Source organism: Gemmatimonas sp. UBA7669 (assembly GCF_002483225.1).
In the GTDB taxonomy this organism is placed as follows: domain Bacteria; phylum Gemmatimonadota; class Gemmatimonadetes; order Gemmatimonadales; family Gemmatimonadaceae; genus Gemmatimonas.
In genome coordinates this window covers 1-20,378 of the sequence record NZ_DLHL01000037.1, presented here as the reverse complement: position 1 = coordinate 20,378, position 20,378 = coordinate 1, and the positions used below count along the sequence as shown (strand labels likewise).

Sequence of the window (20,378 nt, the reverse complement as noted above, 5' to 3'; positions counted from 1 at the left end):
CGCTTGTCGAGCGGGGCCGCGCGTCGCTGGAGAGCCCGCGAGGGACCAGCCTTGTTGGCCTGGTATGGACGTTGCTTCCGCGTCGGAACATGCCCACACCGCTTCGAATGCTGGTACTGGGGTCGACGCTGCTTGCGCCGATGGTGCATGGGCGCCAAGTCCCAACCGATGTGCCGTGGCTGGCGGCGGGTGTCTTCCAGGCTCTCCTCTTCATGGTGGTGGCGAGCTCGGTGATGGTTCCCGCAACGCCTTCGCTGGCGGAGCGACTCTGGCCGATGACTGTGCGCCGGGTATTCATTCTGCACATTGCGCAACGGCTGCTGCTCGGTCTCGGGCCGTTCGTGCTGATGTCGCTGCTGGTTTGGGGAATTGGTTGGGTACGCGTCGGTTCTGTTCACGCGGGACCGATCGCCGCGAGGCAAAGCGACGCATCTGCGCAGCCATGGCTTGAAGTTGTGGCCGTGCTTGTCTTGGCCTGCCTCCTGCCATTCCTCTCAGCGCAGTCTCCGATTGCTGATGGAGGCGAGAAGGCGCTCCGGGAGCGGCGCGCGTTCGTCCTGTCCATCGGATGGTTACTGGTCGCGTTGCATTGGTTGGGCGAACCATGGCGCCTCTTCGCGCCAACTGCCGCGGTGCTGCTGATGCTGCCCTTGGTGTGGCGGCAATGGACGCGGGCATATGAACCGGCAGTGAGCGCATCGCTCGAGTACGACTCGTCGGAATCCAGACCAATGAAGATGCGTGGTGCTTACGGATTGCCGTCGCGCCCTGCGTCAACCAGCGGTCCAGGCCTGCTCGATACGTGGCGCTTGGTGTGGGCACTGAGCCCCTCTCGCTGGCTTCTGGTGGTCTTGAGCGCCATGTATCCTCCGCTGATCGCATACGGCGCGTATACAGGGAGTCGCAATGCCATTTCGCTGTTTGCCGCGATGGTCCCTGCCATGATTTTCCTTAGCCAATCGCAGGCCCTTTCGGTCTTGCCGGTTCACCCGTGGCGCCGCCTGCAGTTGACGGTTGTGATGTTTCCCCTCGCAGCGACGATGGCCGTCGTATGCGGACTCGCATTGCGTTCCGTGTACCGGCCGCCAATCACGCACACCCGCGAGGCACCGTTCGGCGAAGCCTTTGCAGGCGACTGGGACAACCCGTCCCGGGTACAACTGGCGTACTGGCGGTGGAGTAGCGCGGACACTCCACCCGCCGTTGTTGCTCCGTGGGGTGAGCAAGTCCGGCCCTATGCTGCACGCATCCTGGTGTGGTGGCTCTACAATCCGTTTACGGTGCGGAAAGGGACCAGTGAGGCGTTTCAGAGGTGGCAGTGGCAACGTCTTACCACGACCGTCTATGGTGTGCCGGTCGCGAAGGAAGTGCTGGCCAAGCGCACACGAGATCGACCGCCCATGCGCAGCGAGCAATGGCCGATTCTGACCTTGCGTACGGCGTTTTCGTTCGCGTTGCTCCTGATTGTGACACTCGGATGCTGGCATGGTCGAGTGAATCGGTTCACATGGCGCGCTGCGCTCGGCACCGCGGGATTTTGCCTGCTGATGTTGCTTCCCATGCTGGGCGACTTCCTGTCAGGAGGACTCGGACTTGGGCTCGTGTCGGGTGTGGTGGACCAGTTGCTCATGGCCCTTGTCGCCCAACTGCCTACCGATCCGCTCGCATTGGTGACGACAGTGGGAGCGATTTCCCTGCTACCCGTGCTCGCGGCGCTGGCTCTGCTGTACCGCGCGTCGCTTCAGCCGATGCTGGAGTTTACGCCGCGTCAGACGCCGGGATGGGGGAGCTCCCGGGGTTGACTCTGCTCACCAGGTGACTAATATCCCAAGACTGCCGCGGGGTGGAGCAGCCTGGTAGCTCGTCGGGCTCATAACCCGAAGGTCGCGGGTTCAAATCCCGCCCCCGCCATAGTGCACTCGGCCGGTCCGCAAGGGCCGGCCGTTTGCTGTCCCGGACCCACTGTTGCTCCAGTGGGTGCACAGGGGCTGGGTAGCTCAGCCGGTTAGAGCGCACGACTCATAATCGTGAGGTCGGGAGTTCGAGTCTCCCCCCAGCTATTGTGGTTCACTGTCGCCGCCCTCGCGTTTCGAGGTGGTGGCAGCAGGTTTCTCTGACGGCATCGGCGCCTTGGCTCCGGTGCCGTTTCTTGTGCGGACATTGCAATAGTGTTCAGGAATTGGGCACCCGGAATTACTGAGGCCGGTGCTTGCGATGGCGCCCGATACTCAAAGGCAGCGACGTCACCTGCATGTTCCGGCCGCGGTTCCGGCTACGTCGTCGCCCCTGTAAACCCACGACGCCGTGCCCACTCGTGCTGCCGGAGCGCAATCCGGCTCGTATAAGCGCCTCGCGCGCCTTGTCACCCTGAGTCTGGTGGCCCTCGTGGTCCTTGGCGCCACGGAATGGGTGTGGGTGCGGCGTGCGACCACCGAGATCGCGAGTATTCCGCAACGTACGGTGCTCGTGACGCAACAGCGCATGTTGGCCACCTTGGTGGTCAGCAACAGCATTGCCCTGATGCAGGCGCCCTCTGCGCCCGAACGTGAGCCGTGGCGGATTGCCCGCGAAGCGGCCCGCCAGCAGCTGGACTCGGCTATTTCACAGCTCGGTCGAGCGACGGCCAAACAGGCGCAGGCATCGGAAGCCAGTGGTGTCGGTCAGGCCAGAGTCAGCGCGCAGATCCGCGAGGTCGTGACGCGAACCAATGCGCTGGTGGCCGCCCGCCGCTCTGGTGAACGTGGCCCGCTCACGGAAGCCGAAATCCGCTCATTGGTCGCACTCAATGACTCGGTTTCCGCGCTCGTCGACGCTGTGAACAAGTCCGAACTGGCGTGGGCGGCGGTTCGCACCAAACGTCTGCAGACCGGTCAGACTGTGGTGTTCCTTCTCATCGGCGGCGTACTGGTGCTGTTGACCCTGGTGGTGTTGCGACCAGTGGCGCAGCGGCTGGCCGGTATGGCCGAACTGCTTTCGGCCTCCAATGCGAGCCTCGAGGCAAAATCTCGCGAACTCGAGGACAGCGCCACCGAGCTGGCAGCGCAGAATCATGAGCTGCTCCAGCAGCAACTGGTCATGGAGCAACATCGCCAACTCATGGAGGAACTGCAGCAGTCGGCAACAGAGCGTGAGGCACACCATCGTTCGGTCCTGGAGTCGATGGCCGAGGGCATGGTGCTCGTTCAAGCCGACGGGCGCATTCTTTCGTGGAACGCCAGTGCCCTGCAGTTGCTGGGTGTGAGCGACGCCGACATGCACGCGCGTCGGCCTGATCGCCCCCTGTTCGCCATTCGCGATTCGCACGGCGCCCTGTTGCAGGCGGATCAGTCGCCACTCGCTCACGTGCTCTCGCGTGGCTCCATCAATGGCGCCGAGTATCAGGTGCAGCGTGGCGATGCGCCGGCACGCTGGCTTCGTCTGAATGCCCGTCTGGTGGACAACATCGACGATTCACCGGGCGCGACCGCGTCTCCTCGTCTGGCTGTTCTGACATTTGTGGACATCACGGCCGAGCGGACGAAGGAACAACAGCTCCGCTCTCTGTCCGTCGCCGTGGAGCAGACCGATCAGGCCATCGCCATGTCGGACGCAGCGCTTTGCTTGACCTGGGTGAACGGTGCCTGGACTCGCACCACGGGCTACACGCTGGACGAGGTGCGCGGGCGCCGACCCGGTGAGCTGTTGCATGGCCCGCATACGGCGGCCGAAACGGTCGAGCGCATGCGCGCCGCAGTGCGCATGGGCGAGTCGATTGACACGGAGGTGCTGAACTACCGCAAGGACGGTACGCCGTTCTGGATGGAAGTACACACGACACCACTTCGCGACGACCATGGCCGGATCTCCGCATGGGTTTCTGTCCAGCGTGATGTCACCGCCAGAAAGGAAACCGAGCGCGAGCGCCAGCAAATGGCCGCCGCTCTGGCTGTGACCAACGATGGCATCGGCATCATCAACGCGGGTGGCGCGTTCGAGTTCGTCAACCACGCGCTCGCGCGCCTCTTGCACCTGCGTCCGGGAACGCTGATGCACGAGAGCTGGACGCGCTGTTTCGCAGATGGCGAGGCGAGGCGGCTGCAGCGCGAAGTGCTTCCGCAGGTCATGCGACTCGGCGCGTGGACCGGTGAATCAGAAGTGCAGCGCATGGCTGGGGATCTTGTGCCTGTTGACCTGTCCATTACGATGCTGCCAACCGGTGGCTTGATCTGCATGTTGCGCGACGTGTCGGATCGCAAGCGCGCGGAAGCGCAACTCCGCACGCAGGCCATTCGCGACGAACTGACGCAGTTGTACAATCGTCGCGGGTTCTTCCAGGTGGCGACGGCTGAGCTGAAGCGACAACAGCAGCGTGGAGGCAGGGCGGTCTTGTTGTACGGTGACGCCGACCGGTTCAAACAGGTCAACGATCAGCACGGTCACGAAACCGGTGATCAAGTGCTGAAGTTGATTGCCGACGTGATGCAAACGCATCTGCGCGCCACGGATGTCATTGCCCGTCTTGGTGGTGACGAGTTCACGGCCCTGTTGCCAGACACCGATGAGTGCAGTGCGCCCGACATCGTGCGCAAGCTGCAGGAGGCGCTCGCTGACGCAGTGCGACGCGCTGGGCTGCCCGTGGATGTGGGGCTGAGCCTTGGGTTTGCCGGCTTCGACGCGTCCGAGCCAGCGGACCTCGATACCCTACTGCGCCTGGCCGATCAGGCCTTGTATTCGGTCAAGTCAACGCGGCGCGTGCAGATCGCGGCTTGACTGCGACAAGCACGAAGATCACGTGACCGCCACGTTCGTTCAACGGCCTTGCCACGGATGATACGGATGCGGCGGAAACAGCGTGGATGAACAGCAAAGAATCCTGGCGTTTCCGCTTCGATTCGTGGTAGTCCGTGATAATCAGTTGCGGTTGGCATTCGTATCGACAAACACACCGGCTGGGGCGAACAAGAGCACCGCAAGCGCAAGGACCGCCATCGCCGCACCACCAAGAAACGTGGTGGCTGCACCGAAACGGTCCCACAACACGCCCGCCACCATGCTGGCGAGCAGCACGGCTACACCGCTCACGAGACCGAACACGCCAAAGGCCGTACCACGCAGATGCGCCGGCGCGCTACGTGCGATCATCACCGACAGCAGGCCCTGCGTGATGCCCAGATGCATGCCCCAGAGCGCGAGGCCCAGAAACACCACGGGCACACCGCGGGCCGCCGTGGCCAGCGCCAGGTCGGCTAGCAGCAGCATCACGAGACCAAGGGCCAGCAAACGCCGGTGACTCCATCGATCCGACAGTGCGCCAAAGGGGTAGGCCGAGGCCGCGTAGACGACGTTCATGACCACCATGGCCAGCGGTGCATAGCGAACGGGCAGGCCGCTCTGCTCGGCGCGCAGCACCAGAAACGCCTCACTGAAGCGCGCCAACATGAACAGGGCGCCAATGCCAACCACCCACCAGTACGCGGGTGGCAAGTCGGGCAGGGCACGCCAGCGCCGCGCAGGCGTCGCTGTCTGCTTGGCGACTGGTGCGGCCGTTTCCCTCACACCAAGAATCAGCAGTAGTACGGCCAGTACGGCGGGGATGACGGCCACACGAAACACAAGGCGAATGTCGTCGTGCCAGAGCCACATCAGCAGCACGGCCACTCCCGGGCCAAGCAGCGCGCCCACCGTGTCGAGCGATTGCCGGAGACCAAAGGCGGCACCACGCTGCGGCGGTGGGGTAAGATCGGCCACAAGGGCGTCGCGTGGCGCGCCGCGAATGCCCTTGCCAATGCGATCCATGATGCGCGCGCCAAACACCAACGAGGCGGATGTCGCGAGCGCAAACACGGGCTTGGCCAGTGCGCCCAGACCATAGCCCAGCTCGGCAGGCGCTTTGCGCCGGCCCCAGCGGTCGCTGAGCGTTCCCGAGAACACGCGCACAACAAGCGCTGTTCCTTCGGCCATACCTTCGAGCACGCCTACCAGGGTGGCGCTGCTGCCCAACACCCCCACGAGAAACAGGGGCAGGAGGCTGTGCACCATCTCCGAGGAGATGTCGGTGAGCAGGCTGACGAAGCCCAGCACCCACACACCCTTCGGCAGCGTTCGCAGCCCGGTCGCTCTGTCGGTCTGGTGGTCAGGCGTCATGAATCCTCACCGTCGAATTGATTACCACGGATGCCGCGGACAAACAAAGAAACCACAGGATGATCATGCAGCATGATGTCATCCTGTGGTTTCCTTTGTTGTCCGTGCAATCCGTGGTGGTCCGTTCAACCCACGGGCAAGACCGTTAGCGTACCACCCAGTCCGTCTGCAACTGCACGGTGCCCCACTGCACGGTCAGCACACCGGTCTGCGCGCCCGGCGCGGTGGAGGGCACGAGGGCCATGGTGAAACTCTCCACCGGCGTGCTCAGTGTGGAGGCCTTGAGCGGAATGCGCGCCGCGTCCTTGCTCTGCTCGTAGCGCGTGGGCATGACCTGCGCCGCGCCACTGGTCTCCTTCTGCAGTATGAGCGTCCAGCCGCTGCGCGTGGGCAGGGCCTGCACGACATAGCGGCCCGCGGGCACAACCTGGCCGCCCATGGTCAGATCCACATCCGTGGTGAGCAGCGTGGCGGCGTTGGCCCCGAGTCGCCACACCTGATCAAAGGGCACGAGGTCGCCCTGATGCAGGGTGCGGCCGCGCAGATGCGGCTGGCCGTAATCCAGATGAATGCGCGCGGGCTTGCCGGCGGCGCGCTGCGCGGCAGTGTCGGCGAAGGTGAGTTCAACGGTGGCCGAGGCGCGGGTGCTGGGCGCAGCGCGGCGTGCACCGGCGGCCTGGGCGTGGAGCGACGATACGCTGAGGGGCGTGGCCACGGCCAGCAGCAGCGCAGCAGAAGCAAGAGCGAAACGAGTCATGACGATGGGGAAGAGTTGTGTGTGATTCAGCAAACGCCGTGATGCAGGAACCGTGATACCAGTCGATGCCGCCGAGGTTACGGCCGGATGGCCTCACGCTGCAACGCCAGCTTCACGGCGTTGTACGCGTCCACCAGACCGCCGGTGCGGGACAGTGCCGAAAACGGTACCGCCTGCGACGGGCCGTTGGGCAGCATGACCTTGAGCGTGGGAAAGGTGCGCACTGACTGCACGATGATCTCGCGCGCGTCGGCCGGCGTGAGCGTGGGAAAATATGACAGCAGCAACGCCGCCACACCCGACACCACAGGCGCCGCCATGCTGGTGCCACTCTCGCGCTTGTAGCCGCCGCCAGGAGCAGTGCTCAGAATGTCCTCGCCCGGAGCGAAGAGATCGACCATGGTGCGGCCGTAGTTGGAGAAGCCAGTGACCAGCTTGTCTTCGCCCTTCCACGAACTCGCGCCCACCTCCAGCCAGTTGCCCACACGACTGCCGTTGTCGAGCACGCTGGTGGGATAGCTGGGCACCACATCGTTGTTTTCGCCATCGTTACCGGCGGCGTGCACGAGCAGCACACCCTTGTCGGCGGCGTAGCGCACCGCGCTGTCCACCACGGCCTTGCCCGGCGAGTACGCCTTGCCGAAGCTCATGTTGATGATGTGCGCGCCGTGATCGACGGCATAGCGAATGGCGCGCGCCACGTCGGCATCACGCTCGTCACCATCGGGCACCGCACGCAGACCCATGATGCGCACGTTGGGGCTGATGCCCTGTACGGCGGCCTGCGGCGTGGCGCCACTCGCGCCACGTACCGCACCAATGATGCCCGCCACGTGCGTGCCATGTGAGGCATCAGGACCGGTCACATCGCGCGTACCATTGACCGAGGCGGCCGCGCGCGGATAGTACGCGGTGTCGAGACCATACTTGGCCTGTGCGTCGTAGGCCTTCCTGGCATCGGCCAGTGACTCGGCGCCCAGACCGGCGGCGTCGAGCTGCAGCCACATGCGCTTGGCCTGTTCCTGCGTGGCATTGCCCGGCGTGAAGGCTTCCACCTTCGCACGTGTGAGGCCGCCGCCGTTGGCCGCCGCCGCCAACGCCGTCTCCACCTGCGTGAGCGTGCGCTGGATGTTTTCGATCTGCCGCAGCGTGCCGGTGATTTCTTCGGCCTTGCTGCTGTACGCACGTTGCAGGGAATCGCAGCTCAGTGCCGGCGGACGCACAATGCCCTGACCGGCCGGCTGGTTGCGGCAACTCGCGTAGAGCCGTGTGAGCTCGAAGGTCTCGTGATGCACGGCCTTGCCATCAGGCTGTGCCATGAAGTTCCAGCCGAACACGTCGTCGACGTAGCCATTGCCGTCGTCGTCGCGATTGTTGCCGGCGACTTCTCGGGCGTTGCGCCACATGACCGGCGCGAGGGCCGTGTGCGCCGTATCGACACCGCCGTCGATGACGGCCACGATGACCTCGCGCTGCGGGCGACGATTGGCGAGGAGTTCGCGCAGTGCCCGTTCGGAGCCCACGCCCAGCACCCCATCGGTTTCAAGCGACAGCCGGTGCCAGTCGCTGCGCGCCGTGTCGGGCAGGGCAGTGGCGGGCGGCGGGGCCGGCGTCACGGCAATGGGTTCGCGCACCACGGGCTGCGGTGCCGGATTGGTAGGCGCGCCGGCGCGCGCACAGCCCACGAGCAAAAGCAGCGCAGGCGTCAAACGAAGCAGAGCAGGCAAACGGGTCATGCGTCGGAGCTTGAAGGAGCGGACGCGGCCTCGAACAGCGCGCACACAGCGCCGGCCGGATCCTGAATGACGGCAAAGCGACCGGACGGGCCGGCATTGCGCGGTCCGGACAGCACCTGCCCACCGCGGGCGGTGACCTCATGCAGGCGCTGCGTCAGATCGGTGACGGTGATGTACACCAGCCACTGCGCCGGGAGCCCTGCGTTGCCACCGCGGGCGTGACAGACACCGGCGTGCGGCGTTCCATCGGGAGCGAGCATGACGTAGTCGTCGTAGTCGCCCATGGAGAGGGCCTGGGGTGTCCAACCGGCAACGGCGGCGTAGAAGTCGCGCACGGTGGGCGCGTCCGCCACCGTGAGGTCAACCCAGCCAATGCGGCCGGGCAGGGGAGGCGGAGGTGTCGTCATGCAGGGAGTCTGCCGCGTCCCGAGCCGCGGGGCAATGCCTGCACCCGCCAGTGCACCCGCCAGGTGGCGAGCCTATGGCTCGGCGGCGCAGCTGAGGCCCTGGCGGCTCAGCGCCTGTCCACGCGCCCAGCCCGGGGTGGGTCGCGTCCCCACCAGTGCGACATCGGGCGGGGGCACCTTGAACTGATAGGCCACCGACTGCTGCAGCTCGATTGGATGGCCCACGTTGGCCGAGCGCACGGCGCCACCACGCGGGGGCTTGAGCCAATTCACGGCACAGAGTCCGTCGATGATGCCGAGTCCGGGCGCGATCTGCACAAACGTCGTGATGGCCCGCACGGTGAGCACGCCGCGAAACTGCGAAGGGAGTCGGTCGGGTCGACTGAGTTCGAGATCAAGCCGACGGAGCTGCGAGGTGGCGCTGTCGAGGTACACGGCGCCGTGCACGTCGGGTGAGCGCAGTTTGTCGGCCGCCCGCATGTCGAGCCGATACCAGGTGGCATCGCCCACCTGTTCCGTGCCGCCATAGCTGAAGCAGTGATTGGCGAGGAACTGCTTGTCTGCCAACTCCACAATGGTGGGAATGCGCATGATGGTTTCGCGCCGGCTGTTCACCGTTACCGTGGTCACGATGCGGCCTGGCCGGTATGACACCTCGGCGGTACCGGGAACGGCGATGGAGTCGATGGTCTGCAGCACGGCCATGGTGTCGCCGATGCCGCCGAAAGCGCGCGCCTGCACGTAGGCAAACGGATAGTTGGTGACCAGCACGCGATACGCGGCCGCATTCTCGCGCAGCGTCGCCACGAGTTGCCACACCTCCGGCGAGCGCAACGAGTCGGGCACGCCCGGACTTTTGCACGGCTGCACGGGCGTGACCGTCATGCCGGCCAGACGCACCGGCACCTGCTCGAGGTCAATGTCGAGTGTGGTGCGTTGACCAGGCTCAATGCGTATGCTGAAGCGCCTTGGCACAAAGCCAATGCGCCGTACGAGCAACTCGTGCTCACCCGTCGGCACATTGAGCAGCTGATACACGCCGTTGGCGCCGCTGAAGCGTTCGATGCCGAGGCTCGGGATGCTGACCACGACGTACGGCAGTCCGACACGCGCCGGTCCCGAACGCACGACACCGCTCAGCGAGCCGCGCGTCGCTTGCGCCTCTGCAACAGGCCCGTGAGCGGCCAGCCAGTCGGGAGTGGAAAGACCTGGGGCGCCGATCAGCAGCGCGACAATGACGGCCAGAGCACGGAAAGGCATGTCCTCATACTACGGATTGTCCAGTAGGAGCGCAATCTGTGTGATCGGTGCAGCGCGCAGCTGACGGGTCTCCGTCACCCGACCGCTGTGGTCAAAACGGTAGTACACCAGCAGCGGCGGTGCCTCGGCGCGCTCCGCAATGACCACCCATGCGTCCTGCACGGTGGCGCCCACTGCCCGAAGCGGCGTGCTGCCAGCGTGCAGCGCGAGCACGGTGCGGCGATTGCGCGCCGTGGCCAGTGAACTGCGCCTGACACCGAGGTCGCTGGCAAACTGCCGGTCGAAGGCGTCCTGATCATGCGGCACGACATCGAGCCGATCCAGTTGGCGGACGCTGTCGTAGCGCACACGCAGCATGACGGGACCGGCAGACGTGGATGACAGCCAGAGCTCCGTGTCGCCGTCGAGCGCGAAGCGATGGGGCAGGCTTCGGGTATCGGCGCAGAGTGCTTCGAGCGTGGCCGATACCGCCGACGGTCCGCGCTGTACCCCGGCCAGTCGGTTGCTGCCGAGAATGGTGAGCGAAACCTGCTCGGTCATGCGTGGCAGCGCGTGCAGCGGCGCGGGCACGGGCGCGGTCGGCAGGGGTTGCCGTGCCCAGGCGGGGGTGGACGCCAGCAGCAGGGCGAACGGCAGAGCCACCAGCGCATTGATGACGTGGTGCCGCCACGACGGCGTCCTGCATGGCGAGTTGGTCAGCATGGGAATAGCGGTTGCAGAATCGCGATGCGGAAAGGCGGTTTCGGCATGGCCGTTGCGGAGCAGCTGTTGGGTTTGGTACGTACCACTCTTTGTTACAAATAAAGACACAGCGCCGCGCGATCGTTCACACGGGGAATTGGTTCAGGCGACCTGTGAGCCGTGCCGCGAGCGCAGGCGCTGCATCACGTCGAGGGACATCTGCTCGATGGTGACCCGCGCCAGGGTGGCGCGCAGGGCCTCTTCGGCCTCGCGATAGAGCTCGTCGAGGTAGGAGGCAATGACAGGCGCCACCTGACACTCCTGACCCACGGCGGAGGCGTGACGGCCGATGAATTCGGCGCAGTCATCCTGCACGGCCTCGTGCACCATGCGCAGCGTGATCTCCGACGCCGGGCGCGCAAGCACCGATCCGCCCCCGGCACCGCGCCGACTATCGATGAGGCCAGCCTGCTTGAGTTGCGACAGAACGCGACGCACGACCACGGCATTGGTGCCCACACTCTCGGCGAGCTCCTCCGACGTGACACCTCGGCCTTCTTCACGCTCGCAGAAGGCAATCATGCCCAGCACGTGCGCGGCGACGGTCAAACGGGAATTCATATTGTATACGTAACCAGAGTTGTGGCATTCGACAAGCCATCTCCGGCGCCTCTCGTCCCCCGCAATCGACCACTGGGCCTTGCGCATCGGCCATTCGCGGCTGAATGATGGATAGGAGCGCCCTATCCTCCCTAGTTTGGGCCACCTGGATGGAGGTCCGCATGCCAACGCGCCGCGCACGAATTTCCCTCACCGAATCTGATCGCCACCTGAGCTGGCGACACGCCTTGGCCAAACCGGGTCTTGGCTTCGGTGTGGAGTTGCTGTTGTTGGCCGCTTTTGCCGTGGGCGGCAATCTGGAGCGGAAGTTCACGCCGCTGCCCAGCGACGAGCACGTGAGTTTTCTGGCGCCGCTCAAGGAGTATGCACCGCCGCCAGCCGAGGAGCGCCTCAACTGGGTGGGCTTGGGTGGGCCGTTCGAATCGCAGAGCGGGGAAAGCGAGCCGCCGGTGGATGACGGGACGCGCCCGGTGTCGGTGAACACCTCGGGGGGAGCGCCAAGCGAGAGTGAATTGCCGCCGCAGGAGGCCGTGGAGTCCGAGCGGGCCATGAGTGAGATCGAGGTGGACAGCACGGCGGCGCTCGATCCGACGGCTGAGGGGCCGCAGTATCCGGCCGATCTGCTCAAGGCCGGTGTGGAGGGCGTGGTCTATGCGCGCTTCATCGTGGACAGCACGGGCTACGCCGATACGCTCACCTTCAAGACCATCGACAAGGCGGATCCGCTCTTCGTGCGTGCGGTGAAGGCGGCGCTGCCGCACATGAAGTACCGACCGGCCGTGTACTCCGGCCGTCGCGTTTCGCAGTTGGTGGAGCAGGCCTTCGCGTTTCGCATTCGCCCGCCGCAGGGGCAGTAGCCGCGCGGGTCGTCGCGACCGGGACAGGCGTCGCGCGCGCTACTCGCGGTGAGCCGCGTCGAAGCGAATGGCGGCCGCCAGGCGCTCTGCCGCCTCGTCCCAGTTGTGACGCACGGCGCGCTCAACCTGCGTGGCCGTCCCAGAGGCGACGGCCTCCACGATGGCGTCGTGCTCACGGTAGGTGTCGGTGAACGACTGACCGGCCGTGCGCGCCAAGGGACCATGGAACCATTCGTAACGTGCGCGCCGCGGAAACAACGTGGTCAGCAACATGCGCGTGACGGCACTCGCGCAGGCCTGCACCAACGCGTGGTGAAAGCCGTGGTGATTGGCAAAAAGTCGAGTCGGGTCAGGGCGTGACTTTGCGGCTTCCTTGCGAAAGGCTTCGTCGAAGGCGGCCATGCTCTCGGCGAGTCGCTGACGCTGACCGGTTGGCAGGCCGGTCACTGCGCGCGCCGACGCGCTCTCCAGCATGCCGGTGGTGCGATACACTTCCGTGGCCTCATCGGCATCGAGGGGCGCGACGGCCACCCGCGGGCGCTCACCGCCGCCGTCGGGTACGAGCAGTCCCTCGAGTTGCAGACGATGCATGGCCTGACGCGCCGGGGTCCGGCTGATGCCCAGTCGCTCGGCTACCATAGGCTCGGTGAGTCGAGTTGATGGCGCGAGCTCGCCGCGCACGACCAGGTCGCGCAGGCGGTCATAGACATTGGCGCGCGACAGCGGGGTGCCATCGAAGAGCGCCGATTGGGAGTTGGAGCGGGGCATGGGGGGAAAGCTACCGCGTTCACCACGTGCTGCCCAAGGGGCCGTGCCGTCTCCCGATGCGGCGGACGCGAGGAGATATTGACACCAGCGCCGCCCCGGACGCGTAGCGTCCGAATCGGGCCGGCGTCCTCCCGCCCCTTTCCCCCGCCGACGGAGCCTCCTGCGTGGAATCCCCTCTCGAGATACTGGATCAGGCCGAAGCCGAGTTGCTGGCCATGGACCTCGACGACAGCGTGAACGGCCTGCCACGACGGGAGTTCATGTTCCGTTCCCTGGTTGCCGCAGCCGCCGGCATGTTTGGTGCCCGATCGCTGGGGGCTGAGACCCCGCAGCACTATCTCGACTCCGCCGCTGGCGTGTGGCAGACCATGCAGCCCCCCGCACAGCAGCAGCAGACGGCTGTGCCGCTGGGCAACGGCGAGGCGCCGGCGTTGCAGTTCATGCCGTATCCCGCGGGGACCGGTGCGCTGATGGCCAAGCTGCTGCGTGAGCGCGGCGCTACCGCGTTCACGCGCAGCACGCATGTCATTGAGCCGTGGGTGGGGGCGGTGCCCACCGATCCGGAAACGCTGGCCTTCCTGCCTGCGCATCGCATTGCGGCGCTCATTCGCGCGCGCCGGCTCACGTCGCGTCGCATTACTGACATCTACATCGAGCGACTCGAGCGCTATAACCCCACGCTCAATTGCGTGGTGACGCTCATGAAGGAGTCGGCGCGCGCCGAGGCCGATGCGATGGACGCGGAGTTGCGTGCCGGCAAGTATCGCGGGCCGCTGCACGGTGTGCCGTATGGTCTCAAGGATCTGTTTGCGACGAAGAACGCCCCGACCTCATGGGGCTCGGCCGACTTCAAGGATCAGGCCTACGACTACGATGCGGAGATTGTCGTGCGTCTGCGTGAAGCGGGCGCGGTGCTGCTGGCCAAACTGTCGACCGGCTTGTTCGCGCAGAACGACTGGTGGTACGGCGGCCGCACCAACAATCCGTGGAACACCAACATCGGATCGAGTGGCTCGTCCGCTGGTCCCGGTTCGGCCACGGCGGCGGGACTGGTGGCATTCTCCATTGGCACGGAGACCCAGGGGTCGATTGTGTCGCCGGCCATTCGCAACGGCATCAGCGCACTGCGCCCCACGTACGGTCGGGTGAGTCGGCACGGCGGCATGGTGTTGTCCTGGTCACAGGATCGTGTAGGGCCCATGTGCCGCACGCTCGAAGACTGCGCGATGGTGTTCAGCGTGCTGCATGGCGTGGATGAGAAGGATCCGTCCACGGTCACGACGCCATTCCGATTCAACCGGGCGCTGCCGCTTGCGGGCCTGCGGGTTGGCGTGGACGCCAACGCGCCCAAGGAACTCGTGGACCGGCTCAAGGCACTTGGGCTCAAGCCACGCGACATTGGCGCGCGTCCCACGGTGGCGGGCATGGCGGGTGGGGGGCTCAACGTGGAGTACGCCGCGGCGTTTGACAGCTATGTGCAGCGCAAGGCCAAGGAGTTCGGGCTCGATCTCAACGCGATGCCCGAGCGCGCCAACAACAACGCGCCCTTTGGCAATACGCCGCCGGCGCGTCCGGCGGGTGTGGAGCAGGGGCAGCCCAACCCCATGGCGCCGGCCGACTGGAATCCGCGCTTTGTGGGAGGCCGCACCATTCGTGCCTTCGACTTCGTGAACAACCAGCGGCGACGTCTCATGCTCGTGCAGGCCTGGGGCACGTTCATGAAGGATCTTGATGCGTTCATCGCGTCGCCCAACGCCGACATCGCACCGAATGCGCAGACGGGGCATCCCTGCGCGGTGCTGCCGTACAAGTTTGACGTGCCGCAATTCGGTGGCGCGCCGCGCGCGAACGACAGCACACCGGCACCCACCTACAAGGCGCAGCCCATCTGCGCGGTCATCACGGGCAATCTGTACAACGACGATCTGATCCTGTCGCTGGGTCACCAGTTCCAGAAAGTCACGGACTTCCATTCCCGTCGTCCGGCGTTGTGAGCAACGGGGCCTGGGGCGGCGCGCCACCGATGGCCATGGTGGCGGTCAACGAACGCATGCGCGAGCGCGCGGTGGCCGCACTGGCCACCGCCTACGCGAACGACCAGCTCAGTGTGGAGGAGCTGGATGCGCGACTGGCGCATGTGTTTCGAGTGCAGACGACCCAGGACCTGGCGTCGCTGCTGGCCGACCCGTCACGTCCGGGCCATTCACTCGACGACGTGCAGCGCGTGGATGCCCCGGACGAGCAGGTGCCCGCGCGTGCGCTGCTCATTGCGGCCATGGGCGGATTTGGGGTGAAGGGCGAGTACATCGTGCCGCGTCATCTCAAGGCCTGGGCCGTGGCGGGTGGCGGAGAACTCGATCTCTCCAAGGCGCGCTTTGGACGCGGCGTGACGCGCATCGATGTCACGGCCTTCATGGGTGGGGTCGATCTCATTTTGCCCGAAGGCGTGCGCGTCGAGTTGGTGGGCACGGCCTTTCTGGGCGGCGTGGAGCATGACGCGGGACGCATGCAGCCGCTGGATGACGCACCCGTCGTACGCATTGACGGCACGGCCGTGATGGGTGGCCTCGACATCAAACATGGCCCGCCCGAGCGCAAGAGTGAGCGCAAATTCGTGGAGGCGGTGGGTCGCGCCGAGGCCTGGCGGCCGCCACGCTGAGAAGTATTGAGCAGAAACGCGGGACGCTGCGTAGACTCAGCGAGTCGTCGTCTTCACTCTTCCCACCGTCCCGATGAACAAGGAACACCTGCCCAGCCGGCACGCCACGTCCGGCCCTGAGCGCGCCCCGCATCGTGCGTTCTACTACGCCATGGGACTCACGGCGGAGCAGATTGCGCAGCCGCTGGTGGGTGTGGTGTCCAGTTGGAACGAGGCGGCGCCCTGCAACATCGCGCTCAAGCGTCAGGCCGAAGCGGCCAAGCGTGGTGTGATGGCGGCCGGCGGTACGCCGCGCGAGTTCACGACCATCACGGTGACCGACGGCATTGCCATGGGACATGCGGGCATGAAGGCCTCGCTGCCTAGTCGCGAGGTCATTGCCGACAGCATCGAGCTCACGGTGCGTGGGCATTGTTACGACGCGCTGGTGGGCATTGCCGGCTGCGACAAGACGCTGCCTGGGCTCATGATGGCCATGCTGCGGCTCGACGTGCCGAGCGTGTTTCTGTATGGCGGCTCCATTCTGCCGGGCCGCTATCAGGAGCGCGACGTGACGGTGCTCGATGTGTTCGAGGCGGTGGGTGGCTACGCGGCAGGTCGTGTGTCACTGGACGAACTGACGGCGCTCGAGAAGGTAGCGTGTCCGGGTGCCGGGTCCTGCGGCGGTCAGTACACGGCCAACAGCATGGCGTATGTGTCGGAAGCGCTGGGACTCGCGCTGCCCGGCTCCGCCAGTCCGCCGGCCGCCTGGGAATCACGCGATGCCTATGCCGAGCGCTCGGGTGAAGTGGTCATGCAACTCGTGCGCGACGGGCTGCGGCCGCGTCGCATTGTCACGCGCCGCGCGCTCGAAAACGCGGCGGCCGTGGTGGCGGCGACTGGTGGCTCCACCAATGCCACGCTGCATCTGCCGGCCATGGCCCACGAGGCCGGCATTGCCTTCGATCTCTTCGATGTGGCGGAAGTCTTCAAGCGCACGCCGCTCATTGCCGATCTCAAGCCGGGCGGGAAGTATCTGGCGAAGGACGTGCACGACATTGGTGGCGTGTCGATCATCCTCAAGGTCTTGCTCGACGGCGGATTCCTGCACGGCGACTGTCTCACGGTGACGGGTCGCACGCTGGCGGAAAATCTCGAGGACGTGCGACTGCCGGACAATCAGAAGGTTGTGGTGCCCGTGTCGGCGCCGCTCTCGCCAACGGGTGGTCTGGTGGGATTGCGCGGCAACCTCGCGCCCGACGGTGCGGTGGTGAAGGTGGCGGGCATGAAGCAGCTCACGTTTCGTGGACCGGCGCGGGTGTTCGACAGCGAGGACGCGTGCTTTGCGGCCGTCATGGCGCGTGCGTATGCGCCGGGCGATGTGCTGGTCATTCGTTACGAAGGGCCCAGAGGCGGACCGGGCATGCGCGAGATGCTGAGTACGACGAGCGCCATTTACGGACAGGGGCTGGGCGAGCAGGTGGCGCTCATTACCGATGGCCGATTCTCCGGAGCCACGCGGGGGTTGTGCATTGGTCATGTCGGGCCGGAGGCGGCGGTGGGTGGGCCGATCGGTCTGCTGCGTGATGGCGACGTGGTGGTGATCGATGCCGAAGCCGGCACCTTGGACGTGGAGCTGAGTGAGGAGGAGCTGGCGGCGCGGCGGGCGGAGTGGACGGCGCCCGAGCCTGCGTATGGGAGCGGGGCGTTGTGGCGTTATGCGCAGGCGGTTGGCCCGGCGCGGTATGGGGCGGTGGTGCATCCGGGTGGGGCGGGGGAGAAGGGCGTGTATGGGGATGGGATGGGGTAATTGAACTGCGGCCGGCGATCCACTGTTCTGGGCCGTGGGTGGTGGGTTTTGCGTGTGGGTGGTGTATGTGGCGGTATCGCGCGATCCGAAGGTTGTGGATCGCGAGGTTCTGCTGATGAACCACTCGCACCCATATCGCAGGGCGCGTAGCGCATGGCAGTGGGTGGCGATCGCCGTTCAATTGCATTGGGTGGAATTCGGTAGCATGATTTCCCATGCCTCGTCTCCTTTCCCCCCGCCGCGCCGCCAGTGTGTTGTTCCTGGCCCTCCCGTCCGCGCTCGTCGCGCAGAGCGCCAAACGCCCCATGACCTGGCTGGACGCACAGCATCTGCGCTCGGCGTCCACGCCGGCGCTGTCGCCGGACGGACGCCTGGCGATCTATGCGCTCACCACACCCGACTGGAAGGCGGCGACGACGCAGTCCGACTTGTATCTCGTGCCCACCGATCGCGGAGTGTCGGCTACGCGTCAACTGACCTACACCACGGGCAAAAACGAGAGCAATCCGCAGTGGTCGCCAACGGGCGGCTGGTTCGTGTTTGCCTCCAATCGTGAAGCGCCGGCCAGTGCGGCCAATCAGCAGCAGCTCTACGTCATGTCGCCGGATGGCGGCGAAGCCCGGCGCATCACGGCCGCGCGGGAAGGCGTGAGTACCTATGCCTTCTCGAAGGACGGTTCATGGCTGGTGTATCGCAGCGGCAAGTCGGGTGAGGAGCAGCTGTATGCCCTGGCCTCGTCAGCGGTGAGCAGCGGCAAGCCGGCTGACTCGCTGAGTGCCATTGCGCTCACCAAGCAGGCCGCCGGCGTGGACACATGGCGCATCGCGCCAGACGGCAAGTCGATCGTGTTTCTGTCATCCGACACCGTCGACACGGAGGAGCGCAAGCGGCGCGAGGCGCGCTTCACGGTGAACGTGCGCAATGCGGAAACCCCTTCGGTGTCCCTGTATACCGTGCCGATGCCGTCGGCCTCCTCGCCATCTGGCGCGCCACCGGCGGCCACGCGACTCACGCGCGACGCACAGTTGGCGGTCACCAACTTCACGCTGTCACCCGACAGCCGCCATGTGGGCTTCACGGCCACGCCCTACGATCGCTACAAGCGGAACATCACCGAAGAGGGCATCTACGCGGATGTCTATCTGCTCGACCGGCAGGATGGGCGGGTGGAGCGCCTGACGCAGAACGACGAGGTGAGCGAGTCGGGCCTGAGCTTTTCGCCCGACTCGAAGTGGTTGGCGTTTTCGGCGCCCGATGATCTTACACGCTACACGATGAAGAATCGGCGGGTGTATCTGCGTGAGGTGGCGGCCAACGGTGGTGCGCTGCGCAAGCTGGGTGATCTCGATGGCGATGTGTCGGTGTCATTCTGGAGCGCCGACGGCCGCACGATTTACTTCAACGAAGGTTGGCGGGCCACACAGCAGCTCTTTGCAATGGATGTGGCCAGTGGTCGCGTGAAGCCGGTCACGAACGTGCAGGGCGTGCTGAACGTGTCGCAGGATGAGACCACCAAGCGCCTTGTGCTGTCGTATCAGGATCCGGCCACGCCGTCGTCGCACTACGTGGTGACTTCGGTGGCGGAGTTGCCCAAACGTGCAGCGTGGACACCCCTGACGGCGCCCAACGCCTGGGTGAACGAGCAGCTTGCACTCGGTGAAGAGAGCGAAGTGACCTGGACGTCCACCGATGGCAAGTCGGTAGCTGGTGTGCTGCTCAAGCCGGTGGGTTACACCCCGGGCAAGCGCTATCCGCTCATCGTGGCCATCCATGGTGGTCCGGCGGCGGCGGATCTGCTGAGCTTCAACGGGGGCTATGGTGCGCAGGTGTATGCGGGGCAGGGCTGGATGGTGCTCAAGCCCAACTACCGGGGCAGCACCAACTACGGCGAAGCGCACAAGACGGGCATCGTAGGCAACTACTTCCCGCCCGGCTACGAGGACATCATGACGGGCGTGAATGCGCTCATTGCGCAGGGCCTGGTGGACAGCACGAAGATGGGGGTGCTGGGCTGGAGCGCCGGTGGCCACTGGAGCAATTGGATTCTCACGCACACCGATCGCTTCAAGGCCATCTCGAGTGGCGCGGGCACGTCGAACTGGATTTCGATGTACGCGCAGTCGGATGTGCAGCGCAATCGCCAGCACTACCTCGGTGACAAGCTGCCCTACGACGACTTCGACGCGTACTGGACGCAGTCACCCATCAAGTACATCCGCAACGCGAAGACGCCCACCATGATTCACGTGGTGGAAGGCGACCCGCGTGTGCCGAGTCCGCAGAGTGTGGAGCTGCACATGGGACTCAAGCGTGTGGGGGTACCCACGGAGCTGTTCATGTATCCCGGCAATTCGCATGGGATCCCCGACGCGCGCAATCGGCTCGTGAAGAGCATGTCGGAGATGGCGTGGATGGATTACTACGTGCTGGGCAAAGGCCAGAAGTTCTCGTGGCGGCAAGTGCTGGAGACGCTGGAGGCGCCGGCGTCAACGAAGCCGGAAATTAGAGGGATGTAGGCTTCTCGTCTCTCGGCTCTCATCTCTCGGCCTCTCGTCTCAGATCTCCGGAGATGAGAGACGAGAGACGTGAGGTGGGAGCGGTGGGGCGTAAGGTGAACCGCGTAAGGTGGCACCACGGGAAGAAACGGCCAGCGAGATGGCTGCGGTCGGGGTCGGAGCCCCCCAACCCAGACCGCCTGTCTAGTCCTGAAAAATGTCTAC

At 65.5% G+C, this 20,378-nt stretch carries 15 protein-coding genes and 2 tRNA genes; 9 read left to right on the top strand and 8 right to left on the bottom strand.

Annotated features, from left to right (window positions below; translation table 11 throughout):
• Positions 1-89 precede the first annotated feature (89 nt).
• From B2747_RS10205 to B2747_RS10190, 4 genes are all read left to right on the top strand, one after another.
• On the top strand, positions 90-1,802 hold the full coding sequence (locus B2747_RS10205) for a hypothetical protein (protein WP_291160018.1): 1,713 nt from the start codon (positions 90-92) through the stop codon (positions 1,800-1,802).
• A 35-nt stretch (positions 1,803-1,837) separates the two neighbouring features.
• Positions 1,838-1,911, top strand: a tRNA-Met gene (locus tag B2747_RS10200).
• A gap of 75 nt (positions 1,912-1,986) precedes the next feature.
• A tRNA-Met gene (locus tag B2747_RS10195) sits at positions 1,987-2,060 on the top strand.
• Between the two features lie 244 nt (positions 2,061-2,304).
• A complete protein-coding gene (locus tag B2747_RS10190; RefSeq protein WP_291160015.1) occupies positions 2,305-4,749 on the top strand; it encodes a sensor domain-containing diguanylate cyclase in 2,445 nt (814 codons plus the stop codon).
• A 141-nt stretch (positions 4,750-4,890) separates the two neighbouring features.
• Here the strand turns inward: B2747_RS10190 and B2747_RS10185 are convergent, their stop codons facing one another.
• The 7 genes from B2747_RS10185 to B2747_RS10155 all read right to left on the bottom strand — a co-directional run bounded on the left by B2747_RS10185 (position 4,891) and on the right by B2747_RS10155 (position 11,585).
• Complete coding sequence (locus tag B2747_RS10185; protein ID WP_291160012.1) at positions 4,891-6,123, bottom strand: MFS transporter; 1,233 nt, start codon at positions 6,121-6,123, stop codon at positions 4,891-4,893.
• A gap of 145 nt (positions 6,124-6,268) precedes the next feature.
• Positions 6,269-6,880: a DUF2911 domain-containing protein gene (locus tag B2747_RS10180; protein ID WP_291160008.1), complete on the bottom strand. Its 612-nt coding sequence runs from the start codon at positions 6,878-6,880 to the stop codon at positions 6,269-6,271.
• 77 nt (positions 6,881-6,957) lie between these two features.
• On the bottom strand, positions 6,958-8,616 hold the full coding sequence (locus tag B2747_RS10175; protein WP_291160006.1) for a S8 family serine peptidase: 1,659 nt from the start codon (positions 8,614-8,616) through the stop codon (positions 6,958-6,960).
• Complete coding sequence (locus B2747_RS10170; protein ID WP_291160003.1) at positions 8,613-9,023, bottom strand: VOC family protein; 411 nt, start codon at positions 9,021-9,023, stop codon at positions 8,613-8,615. Before B2747_RS10170 ends, B2747_RS10175 begins: the two co-directional genes overlap by 4 nt.
• A gap of 72 nt (positions 9,024-9,095) precedes the next feature.
• Entirely contained in the window at positions 9,096-10,283 is a 1,188-nt protein-coding gene (locus B2747_RS10165) for a carboxypeptidase regulatory-like domain-containing protein (protein WP_291160000.1), read from the bottom strand.
• Between the two features lie 9 nt (positions 10,284-10,292).
• The gene (locus B2747_RS10160; RefSeq protein WP_291159997.1) at positions 10,293-10,985 is read right to left on the bottom strand and encodes a hypothetical protein; all 693 of its coding nucleotides are present in this window, start codon (positions 10,983-10,985) and stop codon (positions 10,293-10,295) included.
• A gap of 141 nt (positions 10,986-11,126) precedes the next feature.
• Positions 11,127-11,585: an Rrf2 family transcriptional regulator gene (locus B2747_RS10155; protein ID WP_291159994.1), complete on the bottom strand. Its 459-nt coding sequence runs from the start codon at positions 11,583-11,585 to the stop codon at positions 11,127-11,129.
• Positions 11,586-11,746: 161 nt separating this feature from the next.
• Here B2747_RS10155 and B2747_RS10150 point away from each other — a divergent pair, with 161 nt between their 5' ends.
• Positions 11,747-12,442: an energy transducer TonB gene (locus B2747_RS10150; RefSeq protein ID WP_291159991.1), complete on the top strand. Its 696-nt coding sequence runs from the start codon at positions 11,747-11,749 to the stop codon at positions 12,440-12,442.
• A gap of 39 nt (positions 12,443-12,481) precedes the next feature.
• Here B2747_RS10150 and B2747_RS10145 read toward each other — a convergent pair whose 3' ends face one another.
• Positions 12,482-13,210 carry a GntR family transcriptional regulator gene (locus B2747_RS10145; RefSeq protein ID WP_291159989.1) on the bottom strand — a complete coding sequence of 243 codons (729 nt, stop codon included), beginning with the start codon at positions 13,208-13,210 and terminating at the stop codon, positions 12,482-12,484.
• A gap of 164 nt (positions 13,211-13,374) precedes the next feature.
• Here B2747_RS10145 and B2747_RS10140 point away from each other — a divergent pair, with 164 nt between their 5' ends.
• The 4 genes from B2747_RS10140 (at position 13,375) to B2747_RS10125 (ending at position 20,174) form a co-directional block, all read left to right on the top strand.
• Positions 13,375-15,204, top strand: a complete 1,830-nt coding sequence (locus tag B2747_RS10140; RefSeq protein ID WP_291159987.1) for an amidase — start codon at positions 13,375-13,377, stop codon at positions 15,202-15,204.
• Entirely contained in the window at positions 15,201-15,869 is a 669-nt protein-coding gene (locus tag B2747_RS10135; protein ID WP_291159984.1) for a DUF1707 domain-containing protein, read from the top strand. Before B2747_RS10140 ends, B2747_RS10135 begins: the two co-directional genes overlap by 4 nt.
• A gap of 73 nt (positions 15,870-15,942) precedes the next feature.
• Positions 15,943-17,658, top strand: coding sequence for a dihydroxy-acid dehydratase (ilvD, locus tag B2747_RS10130; protein ID WP_291159983.1), 1,716 nt, complete (start codon positions 15,943-15,945; stop codon positions 17,656-17,658).
• A 215-nt stretch (positions 17,659-17,873) separates the two neighbouring features.
• Positions 17,874-20,174: a S9 family peptidase gene (locus B2747_RS10125; protein ID WP_291159980.1), complete on the top strand. Its 2,301-nt coding sequence runs from the start codon at positions 17,874-17,876 to the stop codon at positions 20,172-20,174.
• Positions 20,175-20,378: the final 204 nt, after the last annotated feature.